16 protein-coding genes are annotated in these 15,795 nt (G+C 73.9%); 8 read left to right on the top strand and 8 right to left on the bottom strand.

Features of this window, described 5'->3' with window-relative positions:
* Positions 1-102 precede the first annotated feature (102 nt).
* Entirely contained in the window at positions 103-258 is a 156-nt protein-coding gene (locus BM093_RS35830) for a hypothetical protein (protein ID WP_093340210.1), read from the top strand.
* Between the two features lie 194 nt (positions 259-452).
* Here the strand turns inward: BM093_RS35830 and BM093_RS08960 are convergent, their stop codons facing one another.
* Positions 453-1,349 (bottom strand): beta-keto acid cleavage family enzyme, encoded by an 897-nt coding sequence (locus BM093_RS08960; protein ID WP_245773403.1) that lies wholly within the window; start codon positions 1,347-1,349, stop codon positions 453-455.
* 386 nt (positions 1,350-1,735) lie between these two features.
* On the opposite strand from BM093_RS08960, the gene BM093_RS35835 reads away from it, so the two are divergent.
* From BM093_RS35835 to BM093_RS08995, 7 genes are all read left to right on the top strand, one after another.
* Complete coding sequence (locus BM093_RS35835; RefSeq protein ID WP_177238350.1) at positions 1,736-2,365, top strand: chorismate mutase; 630 nt, start codon at positions 1,736-1,738, stop codon at positions 2,363-2,365.
* 99 nt (positions 2,366-2,464) lie between these two features.
* Entirely contained in the window at positions 2,465-3,511 is a 1,047-nt protein-coding gene (locus BM093_RS08970; protein WP_093340544.1) for a 2,5-dihydroxypyridine 5,6-dioxygenase NicX family protein, read from the top strand.
* Positions 3,508-4,257, top strand: a complete 750-nt coding sequence (locus BM093_RS08975) for a maleate cis-trans isomerase family protein (protein ID WP_093340220.1) — start codon at positions 3,508-3,510, stop codon at positions 4,255-4,257. The genes BM093_RS08970 and BM093_RS08975 overlap by 4 nt, the downstream gene beginning before the upstream one ends.
* Positions 4,258-4,414: 157 nt before the next feature.
* The gene (locus tag BM093_RS08980; RefSeq protein ID WP_093340222.1) at positions 4,415-5,158 is read left to right on the top strand and encodes a GntR family transcriptional regulator; all 744 of its coding nucleotides are present in this window, start codon (positions 4,415-4,417) and stop codon (positions 5,156-5,158) included.
* Positions 5,155-6,159 (top strand): ADP-ribosylglycohydrolase family protein, encoded by a 1,005-nt coding sequence (locus BM093_RS08985; protein ID WP_177238351.1) that lies wholly within the window; start codon positions 5,155-5,157, stop codon positions 6,157-6,159. Before BM093_RS08980 ends, BM093_RS08985 begins: the two co-directional genes overlap by 4 nt.
* Positions 6,160-6,168: 9 nt before the next feature.
* The gene (locus BM093_RS08990; RefSeq protein WP_093340225.1) at positions 6,169-7,614 is read left to right on the top strand and encodes a purine-cytosine permease family protein; all 1,446 of its coding nucleotides are present in this window, start codon (positions 6,169-6,171) and stop codon (positions 7,612-7,614) included.
* Entirely contained in the window at positions 7,611-8,516 is a 906-nt protein-coding gene (locus BM093_RS08995) for a PfkB family carbohydrate kinase (RefSeq protein ID WP_093340228.1), read from the top strand. Before BM093_RS08990 ends, BM093_RS08995 begins: the two co-directional genes overlap by 4 nt.
* A gap of 9 nt (positions 8,517-8,525) precedes the next feature.
* Here BM093_RS08995 and BM093_RS09000 read toward each other — a convergent pair whose 3' ends face one another.
* From BM093_RS09000 to BM093_RS09025, 7 genes are all read right to left on the bottom strand, one after another.
* Positions 8,526-9,002, bottom strand: coding sequence for a hypothetical protein (locus tag BM093_RS09000; RefSeq protein WP_143105307.1), 477 nt, complete (start codon positions 9,000-9,002; stop codon positions 8,526-8,528).
* A gap of 153 nt (positions 9,003-9,155) precedes the next feature.
* Entirely contained in the window at positions 9,156-10,007 is an 852-nt protein-coding gene (locus BM093_RS35840; RefSeq protein WP_245773404.1) for an alpha/beta fold hydrolase, read from the bottom strand.
* A 15-nt stretch (positions 10,008-10,022) separates the two neighbouring features.
* Complete coding sequence (locus BM093_RS35845; RefSeq protein WP_177238353.1) at positions 10,023-10,661, bottom strand: isochorismatase family protein; 639 nt, start codon at positions 10,659-10,661, stop codon at positions 10,023-10,025.
* Entirely contained in the window at positions 10,658-11,191 is a 534-nt protein-coding gene (locus tag BM093_RS09010) for a (2Fe-2S)-binding protein (RefSeq protein WP_093340233.1), read from the bottom strand. The genes BM093_RS35845 and BM093_RS09010 overlap by 4 nt, the downstream gene beginning before the upstream one ends.
* Entirely contained in the window at positions 11,188-13,566 is a 2,379-nt protein-coding gene (locus BM093_RS09015) for a xanthine dehydrogenase family protein molybdopterin-binding subunit (RefSeq protein WP_093340236.1), read from the bottom strand. Before BM093_RS09015 ends, BM093_RS09010 begins: the two co-directional genes overlap by 4 nt.
* Entirely contained in the window at positions 13,559-14,380 is an 822-nt protein-coding gene (locus BM093_RS09020; RefSeq protein WP_093340239.1) for an FAD binding domain-containing protein, read from the bottom strand. The genes BM093_RS09015 and BM093_RS09020 overlap by 8 nt, the downstream gene beginning before the upstream one ends.
* Entirely contained in the window at positions 14,377-15,774 is a 1,398-nt protein-coding gene (locus tag BM093_RS09025; RefSeq protein ID WP_093340242.1) for an MFS transporter, read from the bottom strand. Before BM093_RS09025 ends, BM093_RS09020 begins: the two co-directional genes overlap by 4 nt.
* Positions 15,775-15,795: the final 21 nt, after the last annotated feature.

Here is a 15,795-nt window from a genome sequence, read left to right on the forward strand (position 1 = left end):
CGTTCCCGGCGGGCATTCCGGTCGGCGTTCTCGATCGTCGCGCTGCGCGGTTCCGGATCACGCGGTAGCTTTCTCCCACATTCCTGGGAGGGAGTTCGAAAAATGATCATCCTTGGTCTGATCCTCTTGCTGGTGGGCGCGTTCACCGGCATCACGCTGCTCTACTACCTGGGCGGGCTGTTGCTCGTCATCGGTGTCGTGATGCTGATCCTCGGTGCGGTCGGCCGCCCCGTGGGCGGTCGAAAAGTGTGGTTCTGACCAGGTGATCCGTGCCGATCCGGCTTTGTCCGGCCCGGAACGGTCACCGGTCCGTACCGGGTGAGCAGAGATGACACCGGGGGTGTGTCCCGAACGGGGCACACCCCCGGTTCCGTGTTTCCGGCCGATTGTTTCCCGCGGAATCGTGTTTCGACGTTCCGGATGCGGGTACGGGGAAATTGGGAGACGTCTGATCAGGAATTGCCGGGGACGGGTGGAATGCCGAGGATCTCGCGCGCTGCGGCCGGTTCCGCAGGGCTCGCGCCGAGCCGGTCGAGCACCCGCAGCGCCCCGTCGAGCAACTCCCGGTTCGACGGTGTGCCGGCACCGGCGAAGTCCTCGAGGCCGACCCGCAGGTGCCCGCCGCGGCGCACCGCGAGCTCGGCGAGCCCGGACCCGACGACGTCGCCGCCCAGCACGGCCACCGACCAGGGCAGCCCCGACGGCTCGAGCAGTTCCAGGTAGGCCTCCAGGGCGGCCGGGGTCGGCGGGAGCCCGAACTGGAGCCGGTCGGCGAAGTACAGCTTCACGATCGCCCCCGGCGGGACCCGCCCGTGCCGGTGCAGGGACAGCGCCGTCCGCAGGAAGCCCGGTTCGAAGATCGAGATGCTGGGTGCGGCACCCAGCTCGGCGGTCCGGGCGAGCATGTACTCGGTGTCGGCGTAGGAGTTCTGGTACGGCTCGGACGCGGCCGCCGCCGGGCACGTCCCGTCCTCGAGCAGGCCGACGTTCACCGAGCCCGGGTCGACCAGGGTCATGCCACCCATCCCGCGCCGGGCGAGCTCCTCCACGTGCGCCCAGCGCCGCTGCACCGGGATGTCCCGGGCACCGGCCGCCATCGTCGGGTAGAGCAGCGCGTCGGGACGGCGGGCCAATACGGGGGTCCACGCGTCCAGGTACGGCTCGACGGCGTGCACGCCGTCCCGGGTGAACATCGGCTCGTCGTTGTGGTTGTGCACGATCGCGGCGCCCCGCCCGAGCACGTCGAGGGCCTGCTCGGCGATCTCGTCCGGCGTGCGGGGCACGTGCGGGTTCCGCTCCCGCGTCGTCGTGCCGTTCAGGGCGACTTCCAGGATCACCGTCGAGTCCACGACGGCCAGCATCGCGCCCGGCCGTGCGCGGCGCGACCCGTCGCGGACGGCTCGTGCCGCGCCCTGCCCGCCGGCCCGGCCCTGCCCCGCCCGCCGGTCCCGGCCACCCGCCCTGCCTGCCCGCCGCGCCGCGCCGCATCGTGCCCCGCCGTGCCGTGCCGTGCCGCGCCGTGCCGCGAGCGGCGGCCCTACCTTGCCGAGATGCGGCTCAGCGCTCCACGGAGATCGACTATTCGCGCTGTGCTGCATCTCGGCGGGTGCGATCCGTGCTCGGACTGTCCGTGCGCTCGGTGGGTTGCGCGTTCGGCAGGCCTGCGCACCCGGTGGGCCCGTGCACGCGGCCGGTCGTGGGAGGCCGGACGGGGCGGCGACGTAGGGTCGCGGGCGTGATCGGGCTCGGGACGTCCCTGCTGCGCCGCGGCCGTCGTGCCGTCGCTCCGACCGCCGGGCTCGCGGTCGCGCTGGTCCTGCTCACCGGGTGCGGTGAGCAGCCGGCTCCGCTGACCCAGGGCCCGGAGGGGGCGGCCCCGGCCGACGCGCTGACCCGGGTCGTGGAGCTGGCCGCGGAACGGGCCGTCGTCTCCGACCGGGTGGCGGCCGCGAAGCTGGACACCGGGCGGGCCGTGACCGACCCCGAGCGGGAGGCGGCCGTCGTCGCCGATGCCCGCGCCGACGCGACCCGCGACGGTGTCGATCCCGAGTGGGTCGCGCGCGTCGTCGCCGACCAGATCGCGGCGAGCACCCAGGTGCAGGAGGGCCTGCTCCGGCAGTGGGAGGAGCGGCCGGACAGCAGGCCCGCCGACCGCCCGGACCTCGCCCAGGTGCGGCCGGACCTGGACCGGATCGGCGACGAGCTGGTCACGGCGCTGAAGGGTGCCGCACCGGCCCGGGCGCACGAGGACTGCCCGGCGGCGCTCGCCCAGGCCGCCGTCGCGCAGGCGGAGAACCTCGACGAACTCCACCGCGCGGCACTCGGCCGCGCGCTCTCCTCGGTCTGCGACAGCACCCCGGAGTGACTCCGCGCGGGTGACGACCGGGTTTCGTGCGCCCACAGGTCTTGCGTACCCGGATAGTACGTGCTCGGATTAATAATCGAGAAGACGGAGGTGGTCGTGATGGACCAGAACCTGTTCAACGACATCTGCCTGCAGCAGCTGACGCTGTCCGGGGTGCACGAGGGCGAGACCGTCGTGGTGCTGACCCGGGGTGGGGAACGCGCCGAGTACGCGGACGCGTTCCTGTGGGCGATCCAGAAGCTGGGCGCGACCGGGTATCACATGCGGTTGCCGTCGCCGGCGAGTGCGGGTGGGGCGTGGGCGGTCGGGGATTCCGGGCTGGGCCGGATCCCGCTCGCGGTGGATGCGCTCAAGGCCGCGGACATGGTGGTGGACTGCACGTTCCTGCTGTTCTCCCCTGAGCAGTTCGCGATCCAGGACGCCGGCACGCGGATCCTGACCGCGGTGGAGCCGCCGGAGCTGCTGGCCCGGCTGATGCCCACGACCGAGCTGCGCGAGCGGGTCGAGATCGGCGCGGAGCTGCTGGCCAAGGCCTCGTCGATGCGGATCACCAGCCCGCACGGCACCGATGTGACCTACCAGCTGGGGATGTACCCGACCCTGTCGGAGTACGGCTACACCGACACCCCGGGCCGGTGGGACCACTGGCCGGCGGCGTTCGTGTTCACCGGCGGCTCCGACGACGGCGTCGACGGAAAGATCGTCCTCGCCCCGGGTGATGTGCTGCTGCCGTTCAACACCTACGTCCAGACCCCGGTGGAGATCACCATCGAGGCCGGGTTCATCCGCGACATCCGCGGCGGCGCCGGGTCCTCGGGCCTGGACGCGGACCTGCTGAGCAGCTACATCAAGAGCTTCGACGACCCGCGCGGCTACGGCATGTCGCACGTCGGGTGGGGTCTGGATGAGCGGGCGCACTGGCACGGGCTGACCCAGTTCGGGGGCGGCATGGGCATGGAGCTGCGTTCGTTCTACGGCAACGTGATGTTCTCGATCGGCCCGAACAACGAGCTCGGCGGCCCGAACGACACCGCGTGCCACTTCGACATCCCGATGCGCGGCAACAGCCTGTACCTCGACGACGAGCTGATCGTCGACGCCGGTGAGCTGACCGTGCCCGAGATGCGCCCGGTGGAGCGCCGATGAGCCGCGACCACCACATCGGCATGATCGTGCCGTCGTCGAACCTGACGATGGAGACCGAGCTGCCGCGCATGCTCGCCGCCCGCGAGCAGATCCTGCCCGAGGAACGGTTCGTGTTCCACGCCGCGCGGGCCCGGATGCAGCACGTGACCCCCGAGCAGCTGGTCGCGATGAACGCCGAGGCCAAGCGGGCCGCGGCCGAGCTGGCCGACGCCCGCCCCGACGTGGTCGCCACCGCCTGCCTGGTCGCGATCATGGCGCAGGGCCCGGGGTATCACTGCACCGCCGAGGACGACATCACCACCGCGCTGCGCGCCGAGGGCTCGCAGGCCGCGGTGGTCTCCAGCGCCGGGGCGCTGCTGTCGGGGATCACCGCGCTCGGGGTGTCCCGGGTCGCGATCATCACCCCGTACATGCAGCCGCTGACCCAGGCCGTCGTGGACTACCTCACCGACGCCGGGGTCGAGGTCGTCGACTCCCTGTCACTCGAGGTCCCCGACAACCTCGCTGTGGCGCGGCTCGATCCGGCCGACCTGCGCGAACACCACCGCAAGCTGGACCTGTCCCGGGCCGAGGCGCTCGTGCTCAGCGCGTGTGTGCAGATGCCCTCGCTGCCCTCGATCCAGCCGGTGCAGGACGAGATCGGCATCCCGGTGCTGTCCGCGGCCACCGCCACCACTCACCGCATCCTCACCGAGCTCGGCCTCGACCCCCGGGTACCCGGCGCGGGAGCGCTGCTGGCGGGCTGACCCCGTCGACGCCCGTGGCCCGCGCTCCCGCCCGAGGGCGCGGGCACATCGGCGTGCCCGGATCCGCCCGAGGCGCCGGTACGGCCGAGCAGGACGAGCCGGATCTGGACGAGCCGAATCTGGACAAGCCACGGTGCGAACCTGTACATGTTTGTACATGTCTGAACAGGGTGGTCGCTCCAAGCGGGCCCGGCTCGTCGCTGATCTGGCGGGACGGATCCGCTCCGGCCGGCTCGGCCACGGCGAACGGCTGCCGGGGGAGAACCAGCTCGCGCAGACCTATGCGGTGTCCCGCGGGACCGTGCGCAGCGCACTCGCCGAGCTGCAGCGCCGCGATCTCATCGCGACCGAGACCGGGGTCGGATCCTTCGTCACGTTCGACGGTGCCCGGCTGGACCAGCAGCTCGGCTGGGCCCGGGCGCTGGCCGAGTCCGGTGCCGAGGTCGGCACCGAACTGCTCGGCATCGCCGCGGGCGGCGACCCCGCGGTCGAGGAGCGGGAGGGCCCGCTGGTCACCGTGCGTCGGCTGCGCCGCGCCGACGGCCGCCCGGTCTCGCTGGAGACCGCGTCGCTGCCCGCCACCGCCGAGCTCGCCGGGCTCCCGGAGCGCGGCCTCGTGGACGGGTCGATCACGGCGACCCTCGCCGCCGCCGGGCTGCACGGTGCGACCGGCGAGCAGTGGATCTCTGCCGAGCCGCTCGACGCCGCCGAGGCCGCCCGCCTCGAGCGCGACCCCGGCGACCTGTTCCTGCGGGCGACGCGGATCACCCGCACGCCCGGCGGCGGACTCGCCGAACACGTGGTGAGCCTGCTCGACCCGCAACGCTTCCGGTTCCACCTCGCCTTCGGCTCGGCCGGGGAGGCCACGGGCGCTTCCGGCCCCGCCGGGGACGCACGGTGAGCGGGGAGCGGGACCGCGCGCTCGGCACGCTGCTCGGCCTGGCCGTCGGAGACGCCCTCGGCATGCCGACCCAGTCGATGTCCCGGGAGGCGATCGCTGCCCGGTACGGCGTCGTCGACCGGCTGCTCGACGGCGCCGACGACCAGCCGATCGCTCCGAAGCTCCGGGCAGGGACGGTCACCGACGACACCGAGCAGGCACTGCTGCTCGCCCGGATCGTCGTCACGCACGGTGGGCGGGTCCCCCCGCAGGTGTTCGCCGCCGCGCTCGAGGCGTGGGAGGAGCAGATGATCCGGCGCGGGTCCCTGGACCTGCTCGGACCCTCCACCCGGCGCGCGCTGACCCGGCTGGCCGAGGGCGAGCTGCCGGAACTCGCCGGGCGCGACGGCGTCACCAACGGTGCCGCGATGCGGGTCGCCCCGATCGGGGTCGCCGCGACCGGCCCACGGCTGCTCGACGCCGTCGTGGAGTCCGCGGTCGTCACCCACAACACCGCACCCGGGATCGCCGCCGCCGCGGCGGTCGCCGCGGCGATCTCCACCGCGGTGGCCGGTGCGGGGCTCCCCGCCGCTCTGGCCGCCGCCGTGGAGGGGGCCCGGGCCGGCGCCCGTCGTGGGAACTGGGCCGCCGGCGCCGACGTCGCATCCCGGCTGGAGGTCGCCTTCCGCCTACTGCCGGGGCTGGCCCCGGACACACTCGCCGACACCGTCGCGGGCGTCGTCGGGACGTCCGTGACCGCCACCGAGTCGGTCGTCGCCGCGCTCGGCCTGGTGGCGGCGCTCGGCGACGACCCACGGCGCGCGCTGGTCACCGCCGCGTCGCTGGGCGGGGACACCGACACGGTCGCCGCGATCTGCGGCGCCGTCCTCGGCGCGGCGCACGGTGCCGCCGGCCTCCCCGCGGACCTGGTCGCGACCGTGCGCCGGGTCAACGCACCGCTGCTCGACCCCCTCGACGACCTGGTCGACGGGCTGCTCCGGATCCGGTCCACCCCTCGATAGGAGGCTGCCATGGCCACCGATACGACCGACACCGATGCCGGTCCCGCAGGTGGGGCCCTCGAGACCCGCGGCATCGAGCCCGTGCCCGTCGGCGAACGGGACGGGCGCCCGGGCCAGCTGTTCTGGGTCTGGTTCGCCGCGAACATCTCGATCCTGGGGCTCCCGCTGGGGGCGACGCTCGTCGCGTCCGGGCTCACGGTCTGGCAGGCGGTCGTCGCCGCGGTGCTGGGCGCCGTCGGCTCGTTCGCGATCGTCGGCGCGATCTCGATCGCGGGGCGTCGTGGCGGCGCACCCGGGCTGACCCTCTCGCGGGCGGTGTTCGGTGCCCGCGGCAACATCGGACCGACGCTGGTGTCGCTGATCTCCCGGCTCGGCTGGGAGACGGTCAACACGACCACTGCCGCGTTCGCGCTGCTCTCGCTGGTCACGATCGTGGCGGGCACGAGTCCGGCGGCGAAGGACCACCCGGTGATCACCATCGCCTGCATCGCGGTCTTCGTGCTCTGCACGGTGCTGGTCGCGGGGCTCGGCCACGGGGTCCTGGTCGCGGTCCAGCGCTGGGCGACCTGGGTCTTCGGTGCGCTCAACATCCTCGTCGGCGGGTTCCTGGTCGCCACTGTGGACTGGACCGCCGTCGCCTCGGCGACGCCGGCGCCGGTCGGTGCGGTCGTGGCCGCGGTCGGTGTCATCGCCGCCGGGACGGGGATCGGCTGGGCGAACGCCTCGGCCGACATGTCCCGTTACCAGGCGCCGTCGGTGCGGGCCGGATCGCTGGTGCTGTCCGCGGCGGCCGGTGCCGGGATCCCGCTGGTGCTGCTGATCTCGCTGGGCAGCCTGCTTGCGGCCGGCGACCCCGCGCTCGCGGAGGCGGGCGATCCGGTCGCCGCCATCCGGGACATGCTCCCGGTCTGGATGGCGATCCCGTACCTGGTCGCCGCGTTCGGCGGGCTGCTGCTGTCCAACCACCTGTCCGTGTACTCGGCCGGGCTGACCACCCTGACCCTCGGGGTGCGGCTGCCGCGGGTGTACGCGGTGGTCGTCGACGTGCTGGTGACCTTCGCCGGCGCGATCTACTTCATGCTGGTCGCCGACGGCTTCTACACGCCGTTCATCGCGTTCATCAGCGCCCTCGCCATCCCGATCACGGCCTGGGTCGGGGTGTTCGCGGTCGACATGCTGCGCCGCGTGGACTACGACCCGGACGCCCTGGTCGACACCGGCCGGAGCAGCCGCTACTGGTACCGCGGCGGCGTCGAGCCCCGGGCGACCGCCGCGTGGGCCGTCGGGATCGTCGCCGGGTACCTGTTCGCGACGGTCGGGCCGTCGTCGGCACCGTGGTTCACCGGCCCGCTCGCCGGTACCTGGTTGGGCGAGAACGGACTCGCCTGGGTGATCACGTTCGTCGTCGCGGCCGGGGCGTACGCCGTGGCCGGCGGGGCCCGGGAGCCCCGGTGACCGGCCGGCTCGTGCACACCGGCCAGGTGCTCGTCGACCTGGTCATGCGCGTTCCGGAGCTGCCCCCGCCCGGCGGCGACGTGCTCGCCACCGACACGGTCATGCTCCCCGGCGGCGGGTTCAACGTCGTCGCCGCCGCGGCCCGGGCCGGCGCCGCGGTGACCTACGCCGGCGGGCACGGCACCGGGCCGCGCGGGGACCTGGTGCGGGCGGCGCTGGCCACCGAGGGCGTCACCGTCACCGCACCGCCGGATCCGCACGGCGACACCGGCGTGTGTGTGGCGCTGGTCGAGCCGTCCGGGGAACGGACCTTCGTGACCGGAAGCGGGGTCGAGACCGGCCCGCCGGGCCCGCTGGCGCCCGCGACGTCGCACGACGTGGTGTACGTGTCCGGCTACAGCCTGCTCGCCGCGGGGAAGTCCGACCTGGTCGTGTCCTACGTGGCCGCCACCCCGGCGGTGGTGCTGCTCGACCCCGGGCCCCTGGTGGCCGACGTGCCCGCGCACACGTGGGCCCGGATGCTCGCCGCCACCGATGTGCTGAGCTGCAACGCCCGCGAGGCCCGCCTGCTGTCCGGGGAGCCGGACACCCTCGAGGCAGGCCGTGCGCTCGCCCGGCAGCTCCCGGACGGCGCGACCGTGGTGGTGCGCGACGGCGCGCAGGGATGTGTGCTGGTCCGGGACGGACGTGCCGATGCGGTCCCGGCGCCGCCGGTCGAGGCGGTGGACTCCAACGGCGCCGGTGACGCCCATTGCGGGGTGCTGGCCGCGGAGCTGCTGCGCGGGGCGGATCCGCTCGAGGCGGCGCGACGGGCGAACGCCGCCGCGGCACTGGCGGTCACCCGGTACGGCCCGGCGACGGCACCGACGCGGGGCGAGGTGGACGCGCTGCTGGCCGGCTGAGCGTCGGGCTCAGCGGGGCGCACCGACCGCGGTGGCCAGCCCCTGCACGGCCTCCTGCACCTGGCGGTAGGCCGGTGCGCAGGTTGCGGGGTCGCCACCGCCGACGGTGCCCGGCTCCGCCTCGCAGCCGGCGGAGGCGAAGCCGTCGAGGGCCTGCTCGGTGGCGTCGGCCTGCGCGGTGGCGGCCGGGACGTCCTGGCGGACCTGGCCGAGGACGTTGCGGATCTCGGTGGTGAACCGCGCGCACCGGCCGAACGCCTCGGCCGGGTCGGCGGAGTAGCAGGCGTCCTGGGTGAAGAACCGGAACTTGGTGCGCAGCGCCTGCGCGCCGTCCGACCCGGCCGGGGCGGACGCGCTCGTACCGGAGCGGCCGGTGTCCGGGTCCTGCTCGATGGTGGCCGGGCCGGAGGAGCAGCCGGCGAGGACGAACAGCGCCACGACGGCGACGGTCCGCGCGAGGACACCGGTCCGGGTTCGGGAACGCACGACCCCGACGGTAGGCCGCTCCCCGTTCGACCGCAGCCGGCGCCCGCCGGCGGCCGGGAGCGCGCGAACGGCACCGCCCCGGAGCACCCGAGCGGGGCGTTCCGGGGCGGTGCCGTACGCGGTGTCAGGGGAGGAAGGGGAGGGGAGGGTCGGTCAGCCGACCAGCGGCTCGAGCGCGCCACGCAGCAGGCGCAGTGCCTCGGCCGGGTTGTCCCAGAACACCATGTGCCCGGCGTCCGGGATCGCGACGAGCTCACCGCGCGGGTTGGCGGTGGCGATCTCGGCGGCACCGTCGGCCGTGACCACCGGCGAGTCCGCGCCGTACAGCACGGTGCTGGGCGCGGGGACCGACGGCCAGGCGTCGAAGAAGTCCTCGCTCTCGAACCCCGCGTGGGTGGCCCGGATCGCGGCCTCGTCGCACGAGGACAGCCAGCGCGCCCGCAGCTCCTGCTCGGCCCGCGGCCAGCGCGGCCAGGCCCGGGCGACCTCGTCGCCGTCGGTGCCGCGCACGGCCTCGGCGAGCTGGCCGAGGAAGGCCTCCAGCGAGGTCGGGTACGGCCCGCGGCCGGGCCCGGACAGCGGCGGGTCGACCAGCACGGTCCCGCGGAGCGGACGCCGGGTGGCGGCCACCGCGGCGATCCGCGCGCCCATCGAGTGCCCGACCAGCACCGGCTCGGCGCCCAGGTCCAGTTCGGACAGCACGGCCAGCACGTCGGAGGCGTAGTCGTCGAGCGTCCAGGAGGTCCCGGAGTCGGACAGGCCGCGCCCACGGACGTCGAGCAGCAGCGGCCGGCACAGGTCGCTGAGCTCCCGCGCCACGAAGTCCATCGTGATCGCCGGGCTGGTGATGCCGGGCAGGATCAGCACCGGGGTGCCGGTGCCCTCGTAGTCGAGCACGTGCAGCCGCAGGTCGCCGTTGCGCGCCCAGCGCGACACCGCCTGCACGTCGGCGAGGTCGGCCAGGGCGTCCTGGCGGACCTGGCGGGTGGTCAGGGTGGAGGTCACCGGGGTCCTTCCCATTCAGATTCCCTTGAGATAGGCCACGGCGTCGTCGAGGGAGACGACGTCGCCGTACTTGGCGTCGATGTCGAACAGGTTGGCCTCGTGCGGGCCCTCGGCCCGGTCCCCGGCGCACTCGCGCGGCACGAGCACGCCGAACCCGGACTGGACGGCGTCGACCGCGGTGGCGCGCACGCACCCGCTCGTCGTCGCCCCGCACACCACCACGGTGTCCACACCGGAGGCCCGCAGCACGGTCGCGAGCCCGGTGTCGAAGAACGCCGACGCGCCCTTCTTGGTGAGCACGTGGTCGGTGTCGCGGACGTCGAGCCTGTGGTCGAACGCGACGGCGTCCGAGCCCTCGACCAGCCCGCGCATGCCCGGCGCCTTCACCAGCCAGGGCAGGGTGTCGAGCTCGGCCGGGGTGAACGCGATCGTCGTCCAGACGACCGGGGCCTCGGCCGGGCGGGCCGCCTCGACCAGCGACGACGTCGCGGCGACCACATCGGTCAGGTCGCTGCCGGTGGGGGCGGCCGGGTCGGTGAACCCGGCCGTGAGGTCCACGACGACGATCGCCGGTCGGGTCCCGATCCGGCTGCGCGCGCCGAACCCGGCGCGGTCGTAGGTGGCGTCGGTCTGGGCGCCGTGCAGGCTGCTCATGCGGTGCTCCCCGCTGTCGGTTCCGGTGCGGTGTCGAGCGCGGCCTGCAGGGCCGCGCGGCGGCGGGACGCGCAGTCGTCGATGGCGTCGGTGATGGTCTGGTAACCGGTGCAGCGGCACAGGTTCGAGGCGACGACCTCGCGGATCTCCTCGCGGGTCGCCTCCGGCTCCTCGGCCAGGTAGCCCTCGGCGAGCATCAGGAAGCCGGGCGTGCAGAACCCGCACTGCAGGCCGTGGTGCTCGGAGAAGCACTGCTGCAGGTCCGAGAGCCCGCCGTCCGGATCGGCCAGCGACTCCACGGTGCGGATCTCGGCGTTCTCCACCTGGATCGCGAACAGCAGGCAGGCCCGGGCGGGCGCGCCGTCGACCAGCACCGTGCACGCCCCGCAGATGCCGTGCTCGCAGCCGACGTGCGTGCCGGTCAGCCCGAGGTCGTGGCGCAGCACGTCGGCCAGGGTGCGCCGCGGCGGGATCGCGAGATCGTGCCGCTCGCCGTTGACGTGCAGCTCGACGAGCGCGACGTCGGTCATGATGCCTCCTCGAGCGAGAGGGCCGCGAAGATCGCGGCGCGCGGGATCGGGGTGGCGTCGAGCTCGACGCCGGTGTGGCGCAGCGCGTCGTTCACCGCGTTGAGGACGGCGGCCGGGGCACCGATCGTCCCGCCCTCGCCCGCGCCCTTGGCGCCGTCCGCGGTGAACGCGCAGGGGGTCTCGAGGTGCTCGATCCGCACGTCCGGGATCTCGGCGGCGGTGGGCACCTTGTACTCCATGAAGCTCGGGGCCAGCGGCTGGCCGAGCTCGTCGTAGGTGACCTGCTCGAACAGCGCCCCGGCGATGCCCTGCGCGATGCCGCCGCGGGCCTGGCCCTCGACGACGCGCGGGTGGATCGCGACCCCGCAGTCCTCCACGCACACGTAGCGCAGGATCTCCACGCCGCCGGTGCCCGGGTCGAGCGCGACCACGCACCCGTGGGTGGCGTTGGAGAACGTCCCGTCGCCGCCGACGTCGAAGCTGGCGGTCGCCGTCAGCCCGGGGCCGACGTCCTTGGGCAGCAGGTGCGCGCGCAGGTAGGCGACGTCGGCCAGCTCCGCGAACGGGTACGTGTGGTCCCCGGCGCGGACCCCGCCCCGGCCGTCGAGCCGGGTCGAGTCGATGTCCACCCCGGCCAGGTGCGCGGCGATCGAGCGCAGCTGGTCACCGAGCTTCACCGAGGCCGCCGCCGCGGCCGAGCCGCCGATCGTGACCGAGCGGGACGCGAACGAGCCCCAGCCGTAGGTGATCCGGTCGGTGTCGCCCTGGACGATCTTGACCTTGTCGTAGCCGATGCCGAGCCGGTCGGCGACGATCTGGGCGAACGTCGTCTCGTGGCTCTGGCCGTGCGAGAGCGTGCCGGTGGTGACCGTGACCGTCCCGTCCAGGTCCATCGTGATCTGGGAGATGTCGAAGCCCGGCACGACCTGCATCTTGCGCTGCGCGAACGCGCCCGAGCCGTAGCCGGTGCGCTCGGAGAAGCAGGAGAAGCCGATCCCGATCATCCGGCCGTCGCGGTCGCGCCCGCTGCGGGACAGCCAGCCCTCGTCGCGCAGCACCTGCTCGCACAGGTCCAGCGACTCCAGGTACGAGCCGGGGTCGTAGGTGACGTTGTTGATCCCGCGGTAGGGGAACTCGGTGATCACGTTGCGCCGCCGGACCTCCACCGCGTCGAGGCCCAGCTCGCGGGCGGCCCGTTCCATCAGCCGTTCCATCACCATCACGTACTGCGGGCGCGACACCCCGCGGTAGGGCGCGGTCGGCGCCTTGTTGGTGGTGACCGCGCGGCCGCGCACCCGGTAGGCCGGGACCCGGTAGACGCCCGGCATCTCCGCCGAGGCCATCAGCGGCTCGATCCCCGCGGTGAACGGGTAGCAGGAGTAGGCACCCATGTCGCAGACGACGTCGGTGTCGAGGGCCAGGATCCGCCCGTCGGCGGAGAACGCGGCGCGGGCGGTGTAGTGCTGCTCGCGGGCCAGGAAGCTCGCGGTCAGCGCCTCGCGCCGGTCCTCGATCCACTTCACCGGCCGGCGCAGCCGCCGGGCCGCGGCCGCGGCGGCGATCTCCTCGCGGCCCACGACGCACTTCTGCCCGAACCCGCCGCCCATGTCCGGCACGGTCACCCGGACCTGCTTCTCGTCGAGCCCGGCGCAGCGGGCCAGCACCGTGCGGACCTGGTGCGGGACCTGGGTGCAGGTGCGCACGAGCAGCTGCTCGTCGCGGTCGTCCCAGTCGGCGACCACGCCGCGGGTCTCCAGGGGCAGCGCGTTCTGCCGCCCGGTGTTCGCCTCGACGGTGACGACGACGTCGCCGGCCGACGCGGATGCGGCGGCGAACACCTCGTCGATGCCCTCGGTGGCGAACAGCGACACGTCGACGAGCACGTTGCCGGGAGCCTCGTCGTGCACCGGGGTACCGGCGGCGGCCAGCGCGGCGGCCTCGGTCACCACCGGGTCGAGCGGGTCGTACTCGACGACCGCGGCCTCGACCCCGTCCTCGGCCGCGTACGGGTCGGTCGCGACGACGACCGCGAGCGGCTCCCCGACGTAGCGGACCTTGTCCCGGGCCAGGACCGGCATCGACGTCGGCGTGAACTCCTCCGCCGGCCGGTCCAGCAGCGCGGTGATGTCGGCCAGGCCCAGGTCGGCGGCGTCGAACGCGGCGACGACGCCGGGCACCTCCCGCACCTCGCTCAGGTCGACCGCGGTGACCCGGGCGTGCGCCTCGGTGCTGCGGACGAACGCCGCGTGCAGCATCCGGGGCAGCGTGATGTCGTCGACGAACCGGCCGCGGCCGGCGAGCAGCCGCGGGTCCTCCCGGCGCGGGACGTCCGCGCCCACCCAGGTCCCGTCCGGCCGGAACCCCGGCTCACCCATTGCTGTCCTCCTCGGTGGTCGCAGCGGCCTCGGCGCGGGCCCGCGCGACGAGGGTCCGGGCCAGGCCGCGGCGGTAGGCGGCCGGGACGCCGGGCTCGTCGCGCAGATCCAGGGCGTCGGCGATCTCGTCCGGGGTCCCGGCGGCCCGCACGAGCTGCGGCACCGTCGCGACCCCGCCCAGCACGACCGAGCCGGTGTCGAGGTCCGCCCCCGCCGCGACGACGGCGAAGTCGCCGCGGCGGTCGGCGTACTCGGTCAGGGCCGCCCGCGGTGCGGGTCGGTCGAACACGATCTCCACGATCACCTCGTCGGGCTCCAGGGCGGTGGTGAACGGGCCGAGGAAGAACTCGCCCGCACCGATCTCCCGCCGCCCGGCGGGGCCCTCCGCCACGATCCGGGCGTCGAGCAGCACCGCCAGCAGGCACCACTCCGCGGTGGCGTCGGCGTGGGCGATGCTGCCGCCGACCGTGCCGCGGGTGCGGATCGGCAGGTGCCCGACCCAGCGCATGGCCCGCGACAGCACGGCGAACTCCGGCCCCAGATCGGCCTTCTCCACCGCACGGTGCGTGGTCAGCGCCCCGATCCGCAGGATCGCCCGGCCGTCGTCACCGGTGCTGCGGCGGATGCCGGCCAGCCCGGGCACGTGCGTGATGTCGACCAGGTGACCCGGGCGGGCCATCCGGTAGTTCATCATCGCGACCAGGCTCTGCCCGCCGGCAAGGAGCTTGGGCTCCTCCTCGGCCAGCTCGCTCAGCAGCCCGACCGCGTCGCGCACCGAGGACGCCCGGTGGTAGGTGAACGTGGCGGGCTTCACGCCTTCCCCACCGCCCGTTCCTCGACAGTCTGCTCGGTGCCGGTGATGCGGTCCAGCTCCCGGCCGCGGGTCTCCGGGGCGGCGAAGGCCATGAACACGACCGCGGCGACCAGGAGCACGCCCATCAGTGTGAACGTCAGCGGCAGGCCCAGCACCGGCCACAGCACGCTCCCGAAGATCAGCGGGACGAATCCGGTGACCGCCCGGCTCGACGACGACGCCCAGCCGAACCCGGACGCCCGCAGCTCGGTCGGGTAGAGCTCGGAGACGTAGGCGTACATGACCGGGATGACGACCAGGGAGAAGAACCCGAACACCGCGATCATCACGATCGCCGCGGTCGAGGACTCCATGACCAGCGAGAACACGACCAGCGACAGGGCGGCGAGCGGGCCGGCGACGCCGATCACCCACTTGCGGCCGAGCGTCTCGACCAGCAGCACCGAGGTGATCACACCGAGGATGCCGACCGCGTTCATCACGGTGGTGGAGCCGAACGCGGCGACCTCACCCATGCCCTGCGAGCGCAGGATCGACGGCATCCAGGACAGCGCGGCGTAGTAGACGACCATCACGGTGATGAACAGCGACCACGCGACACCGGTGATCCGCGGGGAGAAGGCCCAGATCAGCTTCAGCTGCTCGGCGATCGCCGCCACGCCCCGGCGGCGGGACCGGACGGGTTCGGGCGCGACGGCCGGGATCGAGTACTCCTCCGGCGTGGCGCCGGTCTTGCGCACCATGTCGTCGATGACCGCACGGGCCTCCGCCTCGCGGCCGGTACGGGCCAGGTAGAGCGGGGACTCCGGGACACCGCGGCGGATCCAGAACAGCAGCAGTGCCGGCAGCACCATCAGCGCGAGCATCCAGCGCCAGTTGCCCTCGACCGGGACCAGCAGGGTGGCCGAGAGACCGGCCAGGGTGGTGCCGATCGGCCACCAGCCGTCCATCGCGGCGAGGACCTTGCCGCGCTGCTTGCGTGGGGAGAACTCGCTGACGATCGCGTAGTCCACCGGGATGCAGCCGCCGAGGCCGACACCGGCCAGGAAGCGCAGGACGAGGAAGATCTCCCAGCTCGGCGACAGCGCGCCGAGCACGGAGAACAACGCGAAGATCATCAGCGTGATGCTGAACGCGCGTTTGCGGCCCATCCGGTCCGCGATCGTGCCCCAGGCGACGGCGCCGACGGCCATGCCGACCAGGTTGGCCGTGGCGACCAGGCCGCGTTCGCCGGTCGAGAGGTCGAACTCGGTGCCGAGCAGGGGGGTCAGGAAGCCGTTGAGGGCGACGTCCCAGGCGTCGAACATGTAGCCGAGGCCGCCGATGATGAAGATCTTCCCCTGGACGCTCCACCGCCAGGGCAGGTCCTGAACGACCTGGTCTCCGGTACGCATGTCGGTACTCCTGTCGTGGAT

Origin of the sequence: Pseudonocardia ammonioxydans, assembly GCF_900115005.1 — a bacterium.
Lineage (GTDB): Bacteria > Actinomycetota > Actinomycetes > Mycobacteriales > Pseudonocardiaceae > Pseudonocardia > Pseudonocardia ammonioxydans.